Source organism: Pseudomonas sp. BNK-45, from assembly GCF_047456255.1.
In the GTDB taxonomy this organism is placed as follows: domain Bacteria; phylum Pseudomonadota; class Gammaproteobacteria; order Pseudomonadales; family Pseudomonadaceae; genus Aquipseudomonas.
Genome location: NZ_CP179909.1, coordinates 4,455,055 through 4,473,664, shown reverse-complemented (window position 1 = coordinate 4,473,664; position 18,610 = coordinate 4,455,055). Strand labels below are relative to the sequence as shown.

The following is an 18,610-nucleotide window of genomic DNA, read 5'->3' as shown; positions in this document are numbered from 1 at the left end:
AAAAGGTGCGCTGCAGATTAGCAGTCGCCGGGCAGGCTGTAGTCGAACTCGTAGTGGTGCTGGCCATCCTGGATGCGGATCTGCATCCGGCCCGCCAGGCCCAGCAGTTCACCCCCGGCGGAGTCGGGCAGTACCTGGATATGCTGGGTCGCCTGGCCCCGGTCCATGACCCCGTAGTGCATCAGCACGAAGCTGCCGTTTCGGCCGGCCAGGCTGCCCTCGACGCGTTCCAGGGCCACATAGCCTGCCGAGCCCGCCACGGTGCCGAGGCTGTTGAGCATTTCGCCGAGGCTGGTTCCCTGCAGGTCGCCTTCGAAGGTCTTGTGAATGGCCATGCGCCCCAGTTGGGCTGCTTCGGTGCCCGGGGCTACGGGGTGGGCGGGCAGTTTGACGCTGAATTGTCCTGTGGCGAGCATGCTGTTCTCCGGTATCGGCTGGGTGATAATGCGCGGCGGACCTTGGGGCGTTGGGCCCCGGTTCGGGAACAAGGATGAAAACACACGCATCATGCAGTGCATTGGAAAAAAGCGACCGCCAGCCGCCACCGCTCCCGGGCCGGCTCGGGGCGTGCTCAATCAGCGTCTGGCGGCCCGGCACGTCGAACACTTGCGGCAGGCACCGCCGCCCGCCCTGGCGCCCTGGGTGGAGCACTTCTGGTACGTGGGCTGGGCGTTGCCCGAATCGCGGGTCGAGCACCAGCAAACCTTGCCCCACCCCAACGTGCATCTGGTGCTGGAGGGCAATCAGGCGCGGATCTGGGGGCCGCACCGGCAACGCTTTTGCAAGACCCTGGCCGGTCACGGTTGGGTGTTCGGCATCAAGTTTCGTGCGGCGGCGTTCCAGCCGTTCTGGGGGCGCTCCATGGAACTGTTGCGCGACCGTTCGCTCGCTGCGGCCGAGGTCTTGGGAACGGCCGACAGCCTGCTTGAGGCCGGCCCCTGGCCGGGCATGGCGTCGATGTGCGAGCGGGCCACGGCCTGGCTGCTGGCCCACCTGCCCGTGGTCGATGAGCGCGTGGAGCGGCTCAACCAACTGGTGGAGCGGGCCGCCGTCGACCCGCAACTGACCCGCGTGCAGGACCTGGCGCAACGGGCCGGCGTGAGCCCGCGCCAGTTGCAGCGGCTGTTTGCCCATTACGTGGGGGTGAGCCCGAAATGGGTCATTGCCCGCTATCGCCTGCACGAGGCCCTGGCTTTGCTGCAGCGCGGCGAGGCCCAGCCGGATGCCGAACTGGCCCTGCGCCTGGGTTACTTCGACCAGGCGCATTTCGTCAGGGATTTCCAGCGCATGGTGGGCCAGCCGCCGGCGGCCTATGTGCGGAGCCAGGTGGCGCGGGACTGAGCCCGCGCCGGCCTGGCAGGCGGCTGCCCCGTCACTTGGCCGCGGCGGCGCGGGTGCGCTGGATGTCCTGCACCAGGCCCTCGATGCGTTGCAGTTGCTCGCGGTTGTCGTGATCCCAGGGATGAAAGCCGGGTTTGAAGAACTGCAGCCAGGGCAGGGCAATGCGCGGGAACACGCCCTGGCTGCCATAGAGGTACTTGAGCACCCGCCACAGGCCGCGCCAGTGGCCGCCGCGACGGCGGTCGGCGATCAGCATGCGCACATGGAAGTCGAACACCACCAGCCAGAAGGTCAGGGTGGTGAAGAGCATGGTCGCGCTGCGCAGCAGGTAGCGTTTGGGCCCGGGGCGGATCACCTGGTTGAAGACGTCGAAGGACACTGCCTTGTGTTCGGTTTCCTCCAGGGCATGCCACAGCCACATCTGCCGGTAGCCTTCCACCGAGTGGCCGAAGCGGCTGGGGTCGCGCAGCAGCAGGTCGGCGAGGATCGCGGTGTAGTGTTCCAGGGCCACGGTGATCGCCAGGTTGAAGGCCGGCGGAAAGTGTTTCTTCTGGAAGTCGAGGATGATCCGCAGCCGCCGGTCCAGCAGATGGGCCGGCAGTCCGGCGTTCTGCAACAGGTCGTTGTAGTGCTGGTGCTCGCGGCTGTGCATGGCTTCCTGGCCGATGAAGCCCTGGATCTGGCGCTTGAGCTCGGGGTCGTGAATCTGCTCGCGGTAGTGGCGCACGCTGTCCATGAAGAACAGTTCGCCGGCGGGAAACAGCAGGGACAGAGCATTGAAGAAGTGGCTGACGTGGCTGCCTTGTTCGTGCCAGTCGCAGGCACGTTCGGCAGGCAGTTCAACCTTGATGTCACGGCGGATGGGCAGCATGGCTGGCGCTCCTCTAGACACTTGGCGGTGAAGGTGGGGGCCTCAGAGGCCGCGTTCGTCCTGGGGCTTGTAGAGCGGCGGCCGCTCCCGGCCCGGCTTGGGCGCCAGGCGCCGGCTGAGCCACACCACCAGTCCCTGGTAGGCACTGGGCAGCAGGCGCACGAACAGGTCGAGCAGGTGCGCGTCGCGACCGATCAGCACCCGTCGCTTGTTCTTGCGCACCCCGTGCAGGATCACCTTGGCGGCGGTTTCGGCGCTGGTGATGAAGAGTTTTTCGAAGTCGTCCCGGGCCTGCTGTTCGTTGTCGATCAAAAAGCCTTTGACGTTGTCGCTGATGCGGCTGGTGCGGGCGATGTCGGTGCGGATGCCCCCCGGGTGCACGCAGGTGGCGGAGACCCCGTGGCCTTGCATGTCCAGTTCCTGGCGCAGGGATTCAGTGAAGCCGCGCACCGCGAACTTGGTGGCGTTGTAGCCGCTCATGCCCGGCTGGGAGAACAGCCCGAACACGCTGGAGGTGTTGATGATGTGCCCCTCGCCGGCCTGCTTGAGGTAGGGCAGGAAGGCCTGGGTGCCATGGACCACGCCCCAGAAGTTGACGTCGACGATCCACTCCAGGTCCGCCAGGCTGGAGCCTTCCACGGTGCTGGACAGGGCGACCCCGGCGTTGTTGAAGATCAGGTTGATCTGGCCGTGTTCGGCGGCGCTGGCGGCGGCCCAGGCGAACATCGCCTCGCGATCGCCGACGTCCAGCTCCTGGCTGCTGATGCGCAGCGGCAACAGCGTGGCGGCCCGGGCTTGGGCCACGGTCTGGGCCAGTCCCTGGGGGTTCTTGTCGGCCAGGGCCAGGTGGCAGCCCTCGCGGGCCAGGGCGACGGCCAGGGCCCGGCCCATGCCGGAGGCGGCGCCGGTGATGGCGGCGACTTTACCGTTAAAGTTTTTCATCGGACGGCCTCTTCGAGGTTCAGTGGGCGCGCTGCGGCTTCGGCGGCGGCGACGGCGACGGTTCCGGGCTGGGGCAGCTGGGTGCTCAGGTAGTCCTGGAGGCGAAAGTGCTGCACGGTCTTGCGAAAGCTCCAGGTGGACCCGGGCCACAGGGTGGTGTTCTTGCCGCTGCGCGGGTCCAGGTACCAGCTGCGACATCCGCCGACGCTCCAGATGGCGCCGGCCAGGCGCTGCTGCAGGCGCTGGTTGTACTGGCGCTCGACCTCGGGGCGCACCTCGATACTGGCCAGGCCGTCCTGGCGCATCCGTTCCAAGGCCTTGAGGATGTAGTCCACCTGGGCCTCGATCATCAGGATCATCGAGTTGTGGCCCAGGCCGGTGTTGGGGCCGACGATCATGAACAGGTTGGGAAAGCCCGGCAGGCAGGTGCCGAGGTAGGCATGGGCGCCCTGTGACCAGCTGTCCACCAGGTCCTGGCCCTGGCGGCCGAACAGCAGGCCGCGGGGCAACGGGTCGGTGGCCAGGAAGCCGGTGCCGAAGATGATGCAGTCCACCGCATGGCGGTTGCCGTCGGCGGTGATCACGGCGTCGCCGTCGATGCGCAGGATCGGCTCGCTGATGACCCCGACGTTGCCCCGGGACAGGGCCGGGTAGTAGTCGTTGGAGATCAGGATGCGCTTGCAGCCGATGCTGTAGTCAGGGGTCAGTTTCTGGCGCAACAGCGGGTCGGGCACTTGCTTGCGCAGGTGACGCAGGGCCACGCGCTGCACCAGCTTCATCAGTTGCGGCCGCCGGGCAAAGGCAATGACCCGGCTTTCCAGGGCCCAGTACAGTGCCGAACGCACCAGATGCTGAGTGAATGGCAGGTGCTTGAAGGCCCAGCGTTCCAGGGCGCTGAGTTCGCGGTCGGGCTTGGGCATGATCCAGGGCGGGGTGCGCTGGAACAGTTTGAGCTGGGCCACCCGCGGAGCGATTTTCGGCACGAACTGGATGGCGCTGGCGCCGGTGCCGATCACCGCCACGCGCTTGCCTTGCAGGGCATAGCGATGGTCCCACTGCTGGGAGTGGAAGCGCTTGCCGGTGAAGCTTTCCAGCCCGTCAATCTCCGGTAGCGCGGGGCGCGACAGGCCGCCCATGCCGGACACCAGCACCCGGGCACTGACCTGGCGGCCGTTGCCAAAGCGCAGTTGCCAACGCGCGCTGGCCTCATCGAACCGCGCCTGTTCCAAACCCATGTTGAAGCGCAGCCAGGGGGCCAGGGCGAAATCCCGGGCGCAGTTTTCCAGGTATTCGCGGATTTCCGCCTGGGGCGCGAACTGCCGGGTCCAGTGCGGATTGGGCGCAAAGGAATAGGAATAGACATGGGATTGCACGTCGCAGGCGCAGCCGGGGTAGTGATTGTCGCGCCAGGTGCCCCCCAGGGACGCGGCTTGTTCGGCGACAAAGAAATCCACTAGCCCGGCTTCCTTGAGCTTGATCGCCATGCACAGCCCGGCAAAGCCGGCGCCGATGATGGCGATGTCCACGACCTCGGGGTCGTCGGGTGGCGAGTACGCATTCATGGTGTGTACCTCGATTGTAGGGTGACGCTTGGGGAGACTTTCGTCGGTGAGTGAAATCTCAGGATTGCACAATTTAAAATAATGTTTTAAAAATTAATTTAAATAAATCACCTGGAAATGTCACCTACGCCATCGGCTTGTGGATTTTGACCGGGCGCCTGCGCACTGCGCCGGCGACGCCACAGGCGGCACCAGGCCAAGGCGACAGCCATGCAGCCGGATCATCCTGGTCCTGGCGTGCGGCGCAGGGAAGCTGAGGGGGCGGGTTATGGAATGGCTAGTGGCGGCGGCAGTCTTCCTGGTGGTCAGTGCGCTGCTCTGGGGCGTGAGCGTCCGCATCAATCGCAGGATCGAACGCCAGGTTCCGATCAACGGGCGTTTTCTGGAGGTCGGCGGCGAGCGTATTCACTACACCGACGAAGGCCGCGGTCCGGCATTGCTGATGATCCATGGCCTGTCCGGCTGCGGGCGCAACCTGACCCACTCCCTGGCTCCTTCATTGCGCGAGCGGTTCCGGGTCATCACCCTGGACCGCCCCGGGTCCGGCTATTCCACCCGGGCCCGCGGGGCGGCGGCGGACCTGCCGGCCCAGGCCGCCCTGGTGGCCAGATTCATACGTACCCTGGATCTGGGGCAGCCGCTGGTACTGGGACATTCCCTGGGGGGCGCGGTGGCGCTGTCGTTGGCTCTGGATCATCCGCAATCGGTGTCCGGGCTGATCCTCGTGGCGCCCCTGACTCATCCGCAGCGCATGCTGCCGCTGGTGTTCCTGTCCCTGGGCGTGCGCCCGTCCTGGCTGCGCCGCTGGATGGCCCTGACCCTGGCGGCGCCCATGGCCATGCTCGGCCGCCGTGGGCTGGTCAAGGCGATATTCGCCCCGGACCCGGTCCCCGAGGACTTCGCCGAGCGCGGCGGGGGCTTGCTGGGCATGCGTTCGCAGAACTTCTACAACGCTTCCAGCGAGATCGCCGTGGTCAACCGTTCCTTGCCGGAGATGGTCAAGCGCTACCCCAGTCTGAATCTGCCGGTCGGCTTGATCTATGGCTCGGAGGACTCGGTACTCAATTACCGCAAGCATGGGCAAGCGATGGTCGGCAAGGTGCCGGGGCTGTCCCTGGAGATTGTTCAGGGCAGGGGGCACATGCTGCCGATCAGCGCCGTCGAACGGGTGGTGGCCCTGGTTGAGGAGGTCGCCTCCCGGGCGACGCCGCACCGCAGCGCCACGGTGCTGCGCCCGCCGTTCGCGGCATCACGAGCAAGCTAGAGGGGAGGTGGGGGACGGTTTCGAGCCTCCCCCAACCCCTCTGCAAGCCGCTGTAAATGCGTCACGGGCGACATTCAGGACAAGCCGAAAAAATAGTTGACGAGCTAACGAACCCGAGCTATTTTTTTAAAAAAATGTTTTGAATGTTTTTTTTGAAAGTGCAATTGAGCGATTAAAATAATGAAAATAACGCCATTTCACGCTTTTGTTTTTTCATCCAATCACGCGCCATGCAGCGTCATCGCGCTGTCCTTTATAGCATCCCTGTCCACTGCCTCTGTGCGGAGGCTGCCATGACTGTTTCCGTGGCGGCACCCGGCGTCTGGACCGATGGCAAGCGCCACCTCTGGTGGCTTGGCACCTTGCCGATGATCACCCCTTTGCTGGCCGGGCTGTTTGCCCTCACCACCGGTGTCCAGGTGTTCTGGTGGAGCGGCGTGGTGGTGATCTTTGGCCTGATTCCACTGATTGACGGCCTGCTGGGGGAAGACGCCAGCAACCCGCCGGAATCCGCGGTTCCCGATCTGGAGAAACAGCCTTACTACCGCTTTATCGTCTACAGCTGCGCCGTGCTCTCGGTGTTGTCCCTGGTGGTCACTGCCTGGATGGCGGTCAGCGGGGTGGACTGGATCATCGCCGGCGGGCTGCTGCAGTTGAGCCAGCAGCTACACCTGCAGGGCGGCCTGGCGAACTTCGCCACATTCCTTACCGAGCGTGCGCAACTGCACGGCAGCGTCGGCTGGTTCACCTACCTGGGCATGGCCATGTCCACCGGTGCCGCCACCGGCATCGCCATCAACATCGCCCATGAACTGGGGCATAAGAACCGCGGTATGGCCAAGTTCCTGGCCAAACTGGCCCTGGCCTCGACCTTCTACGGGCACTTCTTCGTCGAGCACAACCGTGGCCACCACGTTCGCGTGGCGACCCCTGAAGATCCGGCCAGCTCGCGCCTTGGCGAGTCGTTCTGGAGTTTCCTGCCGCGCACCGTGTGGTTCAGCCTGCGTTCGGCCTGGCACCTGGAAAGCGAGCGCCTGCACAAGCTCGGGCTGCCGACCCTGCACTGGAAGAACGGCGTGCTCAGCGCCTGGCTCTACAGCGTGGTGCTCTGGGGCGTGCTGATCGCCTGGCTGGGCGTGACGGTGATTCCCTTCCTGGTGATCCAGGGCATCTACGGTTTCTCCCTGCTGGAGGTGGTGAACTACGTCGAGCACTACGGCCTGCTGCGCCAGAAGCAGCCCAACGGCCGCTACGAACGCTGCTCGCCACGCCACTCCTGGAACAGCAACCGTATCGTCACCAACATCTTCCTGTTCCAACTGCAACGGCACTCCGACCACCACGCCAACCCGACCCGTTCCTACCAGGCCCTGCGCCACTTCGACGAGTCGCCGCAACTGCCTTATGGCTACGCCACCATGATCGTCTGGGCCTATGTGCCAGTGCTCTGGCGGCGGCTGATGGACCACCGGGTCCTGGCGCATTACGCCGGGGACGTGCGGCTGGCCAATCTGCATCCGGCCAAGCGTGCCGAACTGCTGCGGCAATACGGTTTTACCGACACCGATCCAGGCTCCGCCGTTTAGCTGTACCGCTCGCCTTCAAGCGCCGGTGGCCTGTCCGGGGCATCCGCTTGAAGGGCCAGCGAGGCAACACCGAAGTCCTTACGCCAAGTTGACCGACAACAACAATAAGCAACTGCAAGGAAGTCACGGATGTCTATTTCACCTCTGTTCGCTGCCCGGCTGTTCGTGGTCCTGGTGGGCGTGTCACTGCTGAACGCCGCCGAAGCCGCGCGCATCGAACCGGCCAATACCGAGTTCAGTGCCAAGGGCCCCATCAGCTTTGCCAAAAGCATCATCAATGCCGACTGCACCATCCAGGTCAGCGGCAAGGTCAGCCCCGACGGCAGCTTTGCCAGCGTCGACAAGGTCGACTTCAGCGGTGGCCTCAAGTGCGGCCAGGTGGAGGCCACGCACCTGCCCTGGAAGCTGGTCGCCAAGGACGAAACCAGCGGCGCCATGTCCGGCATCCGGGTCACGGTGCACGCGCCCCTGGTGGGCGGCGAATGCGGGCCGAGCACCGCCGAGGGCAGCTGGAACAACAGCACCGGAAAACTCGAGGCGGCCCAGGTCAGCCTCGACGGTGGCTGCACCATCAAGACCGTATCGATCCAGATGCCGCCCACGTTCCGGGTGGCGCCCTGAAGCCAGCACACCATCCATGGAGGGACGCTGATGACACTGCGATTGAGTCCGGAAGTACCGGTTGTTCAAGCCGGGTCGGTATCGCCCTAGCGCGCTCCAGTACCGAATTCGGTCGAGCCCGAGAGCCGATGGCGTCATCGACCCCCTGGCAAGGCTGATAACCCCCTGGCAACTGCCTGTTGCCTAAATCTTGAGGAAAACAACAATGCAAAGCATCAAGACTCTGGTCTCCGTAGCTTCCTTCGCCATCTGCCTCGGCGCCGCGTCGATGGCCAACGCCGCAACCATCGCGCCTGCCGGGGCGACCTTCTCGGCACCGGGCACCATTTCGGTGTCTTCGCCGGCGTCGTTCGGTCTCCCGGTCAATTGCAACATCAACTTCACCGGTACCGTGGCCGCCAACGGCTCCAACGCTTCGATCACTGGTGCCACCGTCAGCGGCAGCAACTCGCTGTGTAACGTGCCGGTCCTGTTGGGCCTGCCTTGGACCCTGTCCGCCTCCAGCGCCACCGCCGGCACTGTGAGTGGGGTCAACTTCAAGATTGTGTCCAACTGCAGCAGCTCTCCGGTGGCCATCAACATCAGCTGGAACAACGCTACCAATACTCTGAGCATTCCTTCGGCACAGACCGTTGGCAGCTGCAAGATCACTGCTCTGAGCGTCAATCCAAGCCCAGCCTTCACCGTAACGCCATGAAGTTGAGGTGACTTCAGCCTGTTGATCACTTGCTGAAAAAAAACAGGCGCCTCGTCAGAGGCGCCTGTTGCAGTCCCCCGGATCGGTGGTGACCGACCGCGGTCGATAATAATAAGGAGTGGGGCATGAATAATAAGAAACACAAGATCCAGACAGTCATCGGCCTGGCCATGCTGGGCGGCCTGATCAGTTCCGGGTCGGTGCAAGCGGGTGGTTTCACTACTCCAACCTACGGTACCCCAGGCTGGGGGCGGGCATTCGGTGGCGGCTCGCTGTTCAAGAATGATCCCAGCGCGGCGTACAACAATCCGGCGGCCATGGCGTTCATCGATCAGAACGTGGCGCAGATGACGGTCGATTACGCGCGGATCAAGCTCAAATACAAGGGTAATGCCTACGATTACCAAGGCAAGCCGGCTTCCAGCTCGCCGATTGACGATCCTTTCGCCCAGACTCCGATTGAAGGCAATGGCGGCGAGGGTGGTTTTACCGCCTGGTTGCCGACCGGCTTCCTGGTCATGCCGATCAATGATCGTTTTGCCTTTGGCCTGAGCCAAGTGGTTCCCATGGGCATGCGTAGCACCTGGGATAGTGACTGGAAGGGCAAGGATTTTGCGGTGGACACCAAGATCGAAACGGCGGGCGTCTCTGGCTCCTTTTCGTTCAAGGTCAATGATCAGTTCGCACTCGGCCTGGGCGCCATCGTCCAACACACCAGCGGTTTTGTCAGTCAGAACCTCAACTTGAGCGGTGCCGCCGGGGTCTCGCTGTTGCCGGGTGCTCCTTCTGGCGTGGGTTCCAACCTGATGCGGGTCAAGGTGGACAACACTTCCGTCGGCTGGTTTACCGGGGTGACCTGGAAACCAACCGAGCAGGACACCCTGGGCCTGAACTACCACGCCAAGATCAAGAACAAGCTGGAGGGCAAATACAATATCCGTGCCGACGCACTGGGCCGGGCGTACACCGACTCTTCTTCAGGGCCATCCCTGGTGGAAATCGCCTACCCGGGGCTCAAGCTGTATCCGGATGGCGCCAATGCTTCGGCTCAGCTGGATATTCCGGCTAGCGCCGGTATCGACTGGGTTCACGTATTCAACGATCGCTTCACGCTTGGCGTCAGTGCCCTGTGGACACAGTGGTCGTCGTTCAAGGACCTGACGCTCAAGTCCGATGGCAATACCATCGTTTCGATCCCCTACAAATACAAAGACTCGATGATGTATTCGCTGGGCGGTGATTACCGTTTCACCGATCAACTGACCCTGCGTGCCGGTGTGGCTTTTGATGAGACGCCGACCCGTGGCTCAACCCGTGACCCACGGATTCCAGACAATGATCGCTGGTTCACCTCGCTGGGTTTTGGTTATGACATCAAGGCCATTCCAGGGCTGACCATCGACGGCGCTTACTCACGGCAATTTGTCAAGGAAGCCCGGATCAAGACCCAGAACCAGGATCGTCTTGGCGGGTCGCGGCTGGATGGCAAAGTCGAAGCTTCGGGTGAGGTGGTCAGCCTGTCGGCAACCTATCACTTCTGATTCAAGCGTTGTTCCGGCTTGGGTGTGCGGCGGTGCGGGGCGTGAGCCCGGTATTGCCGTAGCCTGGGTTGAGGCCTTCATTTTCGTTGCTAGCTATTGTCCTCGATGACCCCGGGCTGACGCTGTTCAGCCGTTATGCATTGGCGAATTCACTCAAAACAATATTTAAAAATAAAATTTGAAACATGCTTCTTTCCTTTGTAGGGTGATCTGCAGGGGGCCGGCACAACGCCCAGGGCCCTGGTGGTCGTCTCGTTAGAACAAGAGAGGTATTCCATGATTGTCTGGTTATTGGTGGGACTTGCCGCAGCGCTCGCGCTGGCTTATCGACAGGCGACAGCTGCCCTGTGGCTGGGCGCCGCAGTGGTGTGGCTGGCGGTCGCGTATCTGTTCAGCCTGGTGGGCACCCTGGGATTGACCCTCGGCGTGTTGCTGGTGTTGGCGCCGGCCGCGCTGCTGTGCATCAAGCCCTTGCGCCGCGCCTTGCTCACCCGCCGCGCCCTGGCGATGTTCCGCAAGATCATGCCGGCCATGTCCGACACCGAGCGTGCGGCCATCGAGTCCGGCACGGTCTGGTGGGACGCCGAGCTGTTCAGCGGCAAGCCGGATTGGCCGCGTCTGTTGCAGAGCGCTCCGGCCAGCTTGAGCGCCGAGGAACAGGCGTTCATGGACAACGAAGTGGAAACCCTGTGCGACATGGCCAACGACTGGGAAACCACCCAGATCTGGCAGGACTTGTCGCCCAAGGCCTGGCAATACACCAAGGACGCCGGGTTCCTGGGGATGATCATTCCCAAGCAGTACGGCGGCAAAGGCTTCTCCCATTACGCCCATTCCCAAGTGGTGATGAAGCTCTCGACCCGCTGCTCGGCGGCGGCGATCTCGGTGATGGTGCCCAACTCCCTGGGCCCGGCCGAGCTGCTGCTGCACTACGGCACCGAGGCCCAGCGCCAGCATTACCTGCCGCGCCTGGCTCGCGGTGAAGACATTCCCTGCTTTGCCCTGACCAGCCCCTATGCCGGTTCCGACGCCGGGGCGATTCCCGATGTCGGGGTGGTGTGCAAGGGCCAGTTCGAAGGCCAGGAAGTGCTCGGCTTTCGCGTCACCTGGGACAAGCGCTACATCACCCTGGGCCCGATCGCCACGGTGCTGGGGCTGGCGTTTCGCGCCGAAGACCCGGACGGCCTGCTGGGCAGCAAGGGCAGCCTGGGGATCACCTGCGCGCTGATTCCCACCACCCATCCGGGGGTCAATACCGGGCGTCGCCACTGGCCGCTGAACGCGGTGTTCCAGAACGGCCCGACCACCGGCAAGGATGTGTTCATTCCCCTGGAATGGGTGATCGGCGGTGGCGCCCAGGTGGGCAATGGCTGGCGCATGCTGATGGAATGCCTGGCCGCCGGGCGCGCCATTTCCCTGCCGTCGGCCAACGTCGGCCTGGGCAAGGTGGCGGTGCGCGGCACCACCGCGTATGCGGCGATGCGCAAGCAGTTCGGCCTGCCCATCGGCAAGTTCGAAGGGGTGCAGGCGCCCCTGGCGCGCATGGCCGGGCATCTGTATGCCTGTGACGCGGTGCGCAAGGTCTCGGTGGCGTCCCTGGATGCTGGCGAGAAGCCGTCGGTGATCTCGGCCATCGCCAAGTACCACGTCACCGAGCGCGCCCGGGCCATCGTCAACGACGGCATGGACATCGTCGCCGGCAAGGGCATCTGCATGGGCCCCAACAACTTCCTGGCCCGGGCCTACCAGCAAAGCCCGATCGCCATCACCGTGGAAGGCGCGAACATCATGACCCGCTGCCTGATCATCTACGGTCAGGGGCTGATCCGTTGCCATCCTTACGTGTTCCGCGAAATGGAAGCGGCGCGGGACACCGGGCGCAAGGGCCTGGAAGCGTTCGACAGCGCGATGTTCGGTCATATCAGCTTTGTCTTCGCCAACACCGTGCGTGCCGCCGTGCATGCGCTGACCGGCGGCCGGCTGATCAAGGCCCCGGCCAATACCGACAAGGCCCTGGCCGGCTATTACCGGCAGATCCAGCGCCTGTCGGTGGTGCTGGCCCTGGCTTCGGACATTTCCATGGGCGTGCTGGGCGGTGCCCTCAAGCGCAAGGAAAGCATCACCGGGCGCCTGGGGGACATTCTGTCACAGCTGTACATCCTGTCCTGCGTGTTGAAGCGTTTCGAGGACGACGGCCGGCCCCAGGCCGATCTGCCCCTGGTGCACTGGGCCGCTCAAGACTCCCTGCTGCGAGCCCATGAAGCCCTGGCCGAAGTGCTGGACAACTACCCGTCCAAGGCGGCTGCGCGGATCATTCGCGGCCTGAGCTTTCCCCTGGGCATTGCCCAGCGCAAACCCTCGGATCGCCTGCTGGCGCAAGTGGCCGAGCTGGTGCAGACCCCAGGCCCGACCCGCGACCGCCTGCTGGCCGACTCCTACATCCCGCAGCCGGACATCGACAAGCTGGCCTATGGCGAACTGGCGTTCCGTCTGCAGCCGCAGGTGGACCTGATCGAGGCGCGGCTCAAGCCGGCGATCAAGCAGGGCGTCCTGGCGCCGCTGCCGATCTCCCGCGAGGCCTTCGTGATCTGGCGGGTCAAGGCCCTGGAACTGCAACTGATCAGCGCGGACGAGGACGAGCTGCTGGGGCGCTACGTGGAATACGGCGATCACGCGATCCAGGTCGACGACTTCCCTCAGGACTTCGGTCTGCTGGAAGCCCTGCAGCAGCGTCAGGCGCACTTCGAGCAAGGCGCCAGGCCGGCCTCGCGCAAACGTGCGGCCAGCAGCGAAGACGCGGTGGTCGCCAGCGATTCGGCCTATTGACCCTCTACTGGATTGGATCGGGATCTCTTTATGTCTGACGGTTATCTTTCGTTCGTCAATTCCGGGTGGGGCCGCTGGCTGGCCCAACGTACCGGCCTGCCGCAACCGGTGCCGCTCCAGCGCCACCGCGAGGGGCAGGGCGGCAACCTGATCAACCCGGTGATCCTCGCCGCGGCGCCCGAAGGCCGCCTGCTGGGCGAACTGCAACGGATCTTCGCCGCCACCGACACCGTGGCGGCCCAGGCCGCGAGTATCAATGCACCTTCGACGGTGAAGGTCCAGGGCCTGGTGTTCGACGCCAGCGGGCTGGCGGATATCGCCCAGCTCGATGAGCTGTACCGCTGCTTTCACGCCAATGTCCGGCGCCTGGGCGCCCATGCTCGGGTGCTGGTGCTGGGCACGCCGCCGGAACACTGCAAGGCGTTGGAGCAGGCGGTGGCGCAGCGGGCCCTGGAAGGTTTCGTGCGCTCCCTGGGCAAGGAACTGCGTCGGGCCATCACCGTCCAGTTGCTGTATGTCGAGCCCGGTGCCGAAGCCGAACTGGACAGCAGCCTGCGCTTCTTCCTGTCCCGGCGCTCGGCCTATGTCTCGGGCCAGGTGGTGCGCATCGGCGAGCCGGTGGACGTGCCCCGGCACATCGATTGGGAGCGGCCCTTGAGCGGACGGCGAGCCCTGGTCACCGGTGCCTGCCGCGGCATCGGCCTGGCGATTGCCAAGGTCCTGGCCCGGGACGGCGCCCAAGTGGTGTGCCTGGACATTCCCCAGGTCGAGGCCGAGTTGCAGCAGGCCGCAGCCGGCCTCAAGGGCGACGCCCTGGCCCTGGACATCACTGCCGCCGGGGCCGGGCAACGCTTGCTGGAGTTCGTCGGCGAGCACGGCGCGTTCGATATCGTCGTGCACAACGCCGGCATCACCCAGGACAAGACCCTGGCCAAGATGACCGAGGCGGCGTGGCGCAAGGTCATGGCGGTCAACCTGGAAGCGCCGCTGCTGCTCAGTCAGGCGTTGCTCGCGGGCCAGGGCCTGAACCCCGGTGGGCGGATCGTCTGTGTGTCGTCGATTTCCGGAATCGCCGGCAACCTCGGGCAAAGCAACTACGCCACCTCCAAGGCCGGGGTCATTGGCCTGGTGCAGAACCTGGCGCCCCTGGCGGCGCGTCAGCAGATCACCGTCAATGGCGTGGCCCCGGGGTTCATCGAAACCCAGATGACCGCGAAGATCCCGCTGCTGATCCGCGAGGCGGGACGGCGCATGAACTCCATGAACCAGGGCGGGCAGGCCGTGGACGTGGCGGAAACCATCGCCTGGCTGGCCCATCCGGGTTCCGGCGGGATCAATGGGCAGGTGGTCCGCGTCTGCGGGCAAAGCCTGCTGGGGGCCTGAGCCATGAATAGCGACAGCGCCATTCGCATCATCGAACCGCCACCGTCCCGGGGCCAACTGCTCTATGACGGCATCCGCAGCCTGCGCAAGCCCAAGCCGGACACCGCGCCGGCGCTGCCCGCCGAGCGCCTGGTGCGTCCGGCGGTGGAGTTGCAGGCCGCCGGGATCGCCCGCTACGCCCAGGCCTGCGGCTTTCGCCGGGAACACGGGGTGCCGCTGGCCTTTCCCCATACCCTGGCGTTTCCCTTGCACCTGTTGTTGCTGACCGACCGCAGGTTTCCCTATCCGGCCAGCGGCATGGTTCACCTGGCCAATCGCATTCGCCAGTACCAGAAGCTGGAGGAGGGCCAGGCCCTGCGCCTGGAAGTGTTCGCCGAACGCTGGCTGGCCCATCCCAAGGGCCAGGCGCTGTCCATCGCCACCCGGGGCCACAGCGGTGGCAGCCTGGTCTGGGAAAGCCACAGCCTGTACCTGCGCCGTGGCGTGTCCAGCCCCATCGGCGAGCCCTGGGAAGGCGCGCTGAAGCAGGATGAAGCGCCACTGATTCGCACCCAGCGCTGGAACCTGGGGGGCGACCTGGGACGGCGTTTCGCCCAGGTCAGCGGCGACTTCAACCCGATTCACACCTCCTGGCTCGGCGCCCGGCTGTTCGGTTTCCGCCGCCCCATCGCCCACGGCATGTGGACCCTGGGCCGGGCCCTGGCGGCCCAGCAACCGCCTCATGCGCTGGCGGCGGCGGAGCTGGACTGCGAGTTCAAGCTGCCGATCCTGCTGCCGGCGGCGGTGACCTTGTGGAACCGTCTGCCGCACGGTTCGCGCCATGAGTTCGAAGTGCGCAACAACGCGGGGGACAAGCCCCACATGCGCGGCCTATTTATCTGGGGAGCTGGGCAATGACTGAGTACAGTTTCAATCCGGCGCCGGTGCGCCGGGTGGCGATCATCGGCGGCAACCGGATTCCCTTCGCCCGCTCCAACACGGTCTATGCCAACGACAGCAACCAGGACCTGCTGGTGGCGGCGTTGCAGGGGCTGGTGGATCGCTACGGCCTGTCCGGCCAGCGCCTGGGGGAGTTCGCCGCGGGGGCGGTGATCAAGCATTCCCGGGATTTCAACCTGGCCCGGGAGAGCCTGCTGTCCACCACCCTGGCGCCCCAGACCCCGGCCTATGACGTGCAGCAGGCCTGTGGCACTGGGCTTGAGGCGGCGTTGCTGGTGGCCAACAAGATCGCCCTGGGACAGATCGAGGTGGGGATTGCCGGCGGTGCCGACACCACCTCCGACGCGCCGATCGGCATCAATGAAGGGCTGCGCCGGATCCTGCTCCAGGCCAACCGGGCCAAGGGCACCGGCAACAAGCTGCGCAGCCTGCTCAAGGTGCGCCCGGGGATGTTCTTCAAGCCGCTGCTGCCGCGCAACGGCGAGCCACGCACCGGGCTGTCCATGGGCGAGCACTGTGAAGAAATGGCCAAGCGCTGGCACATCAAGCGCCTGGCCCAGGATGAACTGGCGCTGGCCAGCCACCAGCAGCTGCATGCTGCCTATCAGCGCGGCTTCTTCGACGACCTGATCACCCCGTATCGCGGCCTGACCCGGGACAACAACCTGCGAGCCGATGCCAGCCTGGAGAAGCTCGCCGGCCTGGGCCCGGCCTATGACCGCCACAACGGCACCCTGACCGCCGGCAACTCGACCCCGCTCACCGACGGTGCCTCGGTGGTGCTGCTGGCCAGCGAAGACTGGGCCGCGGCCAACAACCTGCCGGTGCTGGCCTACCTGCGCACCGGGGAAACCGCCGCGGTGAATTTTGTCGACGGCAGCGAAGGGCTGCTGATGGCCCCGGCCTACGCCGTGCCGCGCATGCTGGCCCGGGAAGGGCTGGGCCTGGGGGATTTCGACTTCTACGAGATTCACGAAGCCTTCGCCGCTCAGGTGCTGTGCACCCTCAAGGCCTGGGAAGACGCCGATTACTGCCGGGAAAAACTCGGCCTCGAAGGGCCGCTGGGCAGCATCGAGCGCAGCAAGCTCAACGTCAACGGCGGCTCCCTGGGCTGTGGGCATCCGTTTGCCGCCACCGGCGGACGCTTGCTGGCGACCCTGGCCAAGGCGATCCACCAGCGCGGCTCCGGTCGGGGACTGATTTCCGTCTGTGCCGCAGGCGGGCTGGGTGTCACCGCCATCGTCGAAAAATAAAATAACAAGGAGACTGCCAATGAGTGTCGTGAGCCTGCAACCCGCCGAGCGTATCTGGCTGAACGCCTACCTGCCGGGGGTGCCCAGCGATATCGAAGCCGACATCGACCGCTACCCGTCACTGCGGGAAGTGTTCCTCGAACACGTGGACAAGTACCGCCACCGGGTGGCCTACGTCAGCATTGGCACCGAGATGGGCTACGACCTGTGGGAGAAACGGGTGTTCGCCTTCGCCGCCTGGTTGCAATCCAAAGGGGTGAAGAAGGGCGACCGGGTGGCCCTGATGATGCCCAACTGCCTGCAATACCCGATCTGCCTGTTCGGCACCCTGCTGGTGGGGGCGGTGGTGGTCAACGTCAACCCGCTGTACACCGCCCATGAACTGCGGCACCTGCTCAAGGACAGCGGCGCCGAGACGGTGGTGATCTTCGAGAACTTCGCCCACACCCTGGAGCAGGCGATGCCGGGCAGCCGCCTGAAGAACATCGTGGTGGCCGCCATCGGTGACCTGCTGGGGACCTTCAAGGGCGCGGCGCTGAACTTCGCCCTGCGCCACGTGCAGAAGCAAGTGCCCAAGTTCAACCTGCCGGGCTCGATCCGCTTCCCGGCGATGATGAAGCTGGCCAGTGTGCTGGAGCACCGGCCGGTGGAGCTCAAGCAGGATGACATCGCCTTCCTGCAATACACCGGCGGCACCACCGGCGATGCCAAGGGCGCGATGCTCAGCCACCGCAACATCCTCGCCAACCTGATGCAGGCCAAGGCCTGGGTCGGCGATCAATTGGACGAGAACCAGCAGGAAACCAACGTCACCCTGCTGCCGCTGTATCACGTGCTGTCGCTGACGGTGAACTGCCTGATGTTCATGTGCCTGGGCGGGCGCAACATCCTTATCGCCAACCCGCGGGACGTGAAGCGGGTGCAGATGATCCTGCGCAAGGAGAAGTTCAGCGGCATCGTCGGGGTCAACACCCTGTTCAACGGCCTGCTGGAAAACGAGGAGTTTCGCGGCCGGGACTTCTCCGACCTGAAACTGGCCATCGCCGGTGGCATGGCCACCCACACCGCCGTGGCCCGGCGCTGGAAGGAGGTCACCGGGGTGCCGATCATCGAAGGCTACGGCCTCACCGAGTGCTCGCCGGTGGTGAGCATCAGCCCGATCGACATCGCGCGCATGCGCGAGGGCGATTTCACCGGGACCATCGGCGTGCCGCTGCCGTCGACCTGGGTGCGCTTCGTGCGCGAGGACGGCGAGCTGGCGGAATTGGGCGAGGAGGGCGAGCTGCAGGTGCGCGGGCCCCAGGTGATGAAGGGCTACTGGCAGCGTCCGGAAGAAACCGCCAAGGTCCTGGACCGCCACGGCTGGCTGTCCACCGGGGATATCGGGGTGATGAACGAGCAGGGCTTCATCCGTCTGGTGGACCGCAAGAAGGACATGATCCTGGTCTCGGGTTTCAACGTGTACCCCAACGAGATCGAGGACGTGGTGGCCCTGCATCCGGGCGTCGCCGAGGTGGCGGCGATTGGCGTCGAGGATGGGGTGACCGGGGAGAAGGTGAAGATCTTCGTGGTGCGCAAGGACCCGAACCTTACCCAGGAGCAGTTGCTGGCCCACTGCCGCGAGTACCTGACCGGCTACAAGGTGCCGCGCTACGTTGAGTTCCGTACCGAAGAGTTGCCCAAGACCACCGTCGGCAAGGTCCTGCGCCGCGCCCTGCGTTAGTTTCGAGGGCGTCCGAGGTTCTTCTGAAGATCGTCAAGCAAGGCCCTGCGGGCCTTTTCGC

15 protein-coding genes are annotated in these 18,610 nt (G+C 64.9%); 11 read left to right on the top strand and 4 right to left on the bottom strand.

The features are described from left to right. Positions 1–17 precede the first annotated feature (17 nt). Complete coding sequence (locus ACMGG8_RS20080; protein ID WP_414158267.1) at positions 18–416, bottom strand: DUF3224 domain-containing protein; 399 nt, start codon at positions 414–416, stop codon at positions 18–20. Positions 417–567: 151 nt separating this feature from the next. Between ACMGG8_RS20080 and ACMGG8_RS20075 the strand changes: the two genes are divergently transcribed. After that, positions 568–1,341 (top strand): AraC family transcriptional regulator, encoded by a 774-nt coding sequence (locus tag ACMGG8_RS20075; protein WP_414158266.1) that lies wholly within the window; start codon positions 568–570, stop codon positions 1,339–1,341. Between the two features lie 31 nt (positions 1,342–1,372). Here the strand turns inward: ACMGG8_RS20075 and ACMGG8_RS20070 are convergent, their stop codons facing one another. From ACMGG8_RS20070 to ACMGG8_RS20060, 3 genes are read right to left on the bottom strand one after another with little or no spacing between them, the layout of a single operon-like run. After that, the gene (locus tag ACMGG8_RS20070; protein WP_060839174.1) at positions 1,373–2,212 is read right to left on the bottom strand and encodes a metal-dependent hydrolase; all 840 of its coding nucleotides are present in this window, start codon (positions 2,210–2,212) and stop codon (positions 1,373–1,375) included. A gap of 42 nt (positions 2,213–2,254) precedes the next feature. Beyond that, positions 2,255–3,154 carry an SDR family NAD(P)-dependent oxidoreductase gene (locus tag ACMGG8_RS20065; protein WP_060839175.1) on the bottom strand — a complete coding sequence of 300 codons (900 nt, stop codon included), beginning with the start codon at positions 3,152–3,154 and terminating at the stop codon, positions 2,255–2,257. Next, positions 3,151–4,716: a flavin-containing monooxygenase gene (locus tag ACMGG8_RS20060; RefSeq protein WP_414158265.1), complete on the bottom strand. Its 1,566-nt coding sequence runs from the start codon at positions 4,714–4,716 to the stop codon at positions 3,151–3,153. The genes ACMGG8_RS20065 and ACMGG8_RS20060 overlap by 4 nt, the downstream gene beginning before the upstream one ends. Before the next feature lie 268 nt (positions 4,717–4,984). Here ACMGG8_RS20060 and ACMGG8_RS20055 point away from each other — a divergent pair, with 268 nt between their 5' ends. The 10 genes from ACMGG8_RS20055 (at position 4,985) to ACMGG8_RS20010 (ending at position 18,549) form a co-directional block, all read left to right on the top strand. Then, the gene (locus ACMGG8_RS20055; protein WP_414158264.1) at positions 4,985–5,980 is read left to right on the top strand and encodes an alpha/beta fold hydrolase; all 996 of its coding nucleotides are present in this window, start codon (positions 4,985–4,987) and stop codon (positions 5,978–5,980) included. Between the two features lie 293 nt (positions 5,981–6,273). Then, positions 6,274–7,566, top strand: coding sequence for an alkane 1-monooxygenase (locus ACMGG8_RS20050; protein WP_414158263.1), 1,293 nt, complete (start codon positions 6,274–6,276; stop codon positions 7,564–7,566). Positions 7,567–7,695: 129 nt separating this feature from the next. Then, positions 7,696–8,187 (top strand): alkane oxidation protein activator PraA, encoded by a 492-nt coding sequence (gene praA / locus ACMGG8_RS20045; RefSeq protein WP_060839179.1) that lies wholly within the window; start codon positions 7,696–7,698, stop codon positions 8,185–8,187. A gap of 205 nt (positions 8,188–8,392) precedes the next feature. Then, on the top strand, positions 8,393–8,884 hold the full coding sequence (gene praB / locus ACMGG8_RS20040) for an alkane oxidation protein activator PraB (protein WP_414158262.1): 492 nt from the start codon (positions 8,393–8,395) through the stop codon (positions 8,882–8,884). Positions 8,885–9,009: 125 nt separating this feature from the next. After that, positions 9,010–10,425 (top strand): outer membrane protein transport protein, encoded by a 1,416-nt coding sequence (locus tag ACMGG8_RS20035; RefSeq protein WP_129406057.1) that lies wholly within the window; start codon positions 9,010–9,012, stop codon positions 10,423–10,425. A 276-nt stretch (positions 10,426–10,701) separates the two neighbouring features. Beyond that, complete coding sequence (locus tag ACMGG8_RS20030; RefSeq protein ID WP_414158261.1) at positions 10,702–13,251, top strand: acyl-CoA dehydrogenase; 2,550 nt, start codon at positions 10,702–10,704, stop codon at positions 13,249–13,251. A 30-nt stretch (positions 13,252–13,281) separates the two neighbouring features. Then, on the top strand, positions 13,282–14,634 hold the full coding sequence (locus tag ACMGG8_RS20025) for a 3-oxoacyl-ACP reductase (protein WP_060843519.1): 1,353 nt from the start codon (positions 13,282–13,284) through the stop codon (positions 14,632–14,634). 3 nt (positions 14,635–14,637) lie between these two features. Then, on the top strand, positions 14,638–15,531 hold the full coding sequence (locus tag ACMGG8_RS20020; protein ID WP_414158260.1) for a MaoC family dehydratase: 894 nt from the start codon (positions 14,638–14,640) through the stop codon (positions 15,529–15,531). Further along, a complete protein-coding gene (locus ACMGG8_RS20015; protein ID WP_060839185.1) occupies positions 15,528–16,826 on the top strand; it encodes an acetyl-CoA C-acetyltransferase in 1,299 nt (432 codons plus the stop codon). Before ACMGG8_RS20020 ends, ACMGG8_RS20015 begins: the two co-directional genes overlap by 4 nt. 19 nt (positions 16,827–16,845) lie before the next feature. Next, on the top strand, positions 16,846–18,549 hold the full coding sequence (locus ACMGG8_RS20010; RefSeq protein ID WP_060839186.1) for an AMP-binding protein: 1,704 nt from the start codon (positions 16,846–16,848) through the stop codon (positions 18,547–18,549). Positions 18,550–18,610 lie beyond the last annotated feature (61 nt).

Bases quoted from the DNA above. Each gene is read 5' to 3' on its own strand.
- ACMGG8_RS20070 (WP_060839174.1), bottom strand. From the start codon at position 2,212: ATGCTGCCCATCCGCCGTGACATCAAGGTTGAACTGCCTGCCGAACGT.
- ACMGG8_RS20015 (WP_060839185.1), top strand. From the start codon at position 15,528: ATGACTGAGTACAGTTTCAATCCGGCGCCGGTGCGCCGGGTGGCGATC.
- ACMGG8_RS20030 (WP_414158261.1), top strand. From the start codon at position 10,702: ATGATTGTCTGGTTATTGGTGGGACTTGCCGCAGCGCTCGCGCTGGCT.
- ACMGG8_RS20025 (WP_060843519.1), top strand. From the start codon at position 13,282: ATGTCTGACGGTTATCTTTCGTTCGTCAATTCCGGGTGGGGCCGCTGG.
- praA (WP_060839179.1), top strand. From the start codon at position 7,696: ATGTCTATTTCACCTCTGTTCGCTGCCCGGCTGTTCGTGGTCCTGGTG.
- ACMGG8_RS20065 (WP_060839175.1), bottom strand. From the start codon at position 3,154: ATGAAAAACTTTAACGGTAAAGTCGCCGCCATCACCGGCGCCGCCTCC.
- ACMGG8_RS20010 (WP_060839186.1), top strand. From the start codon at position 16,846: ATGAGTGTCGTGAGCCTGCAACCCGCCGAGCGTATCTGGCTGAACGCC.
- ACMGG8_RS20055 (WP_414158264.1), top strand. From the start codon at position 4,985: ATGGAATGGCTAGTGGCGGCGGCAGTCTTCCTGGTGGTCAGTGCGCTG.
- ACMGG8_RS20060 (WP_414158265.1), bottom strand. From the start codon at position 4,716: ATGAATGCGTACTCGCCACCCGACGACCCCGAGGTCGTGGACATCGCC.
- ACMGG8_RS20020 (WP_414158260.1), top strand. From the start codon at position 14,638: ATGAATAGCGACAGCGCCATTCGCATCATCGAACCGCCACCGTCCCGG.
- ACMGG8_RS20050 (WP_414158263.1), top strand. From the start codon at position 6,274: ATGACTGTTTCCGTGGCGGCACCCGGCGTCTGGACCGATGGCAAGCGC.
- ACMGG8_RS20035 (WP_129406057.1), top strand. From the start codon at position 9,010: ATGAATAATAAGAAACACAAGATCCAGACAGTCATCGGCCTGGCCATG.
- praB (WP_414158262.1), top strand. From the start codon at position 8,393: ATGCAAAGCATCAAGACTCTGGTCTCCGTAGCTTCCTTCGCCATCTGC.
- ACMGG8_RS20080 (WP_414158267.1), bottom strand. From the start codon at position 416: ATGCTCGCCACAGGACAATTCAGCGTCAAACTGCCCGCCCACCCCGTA.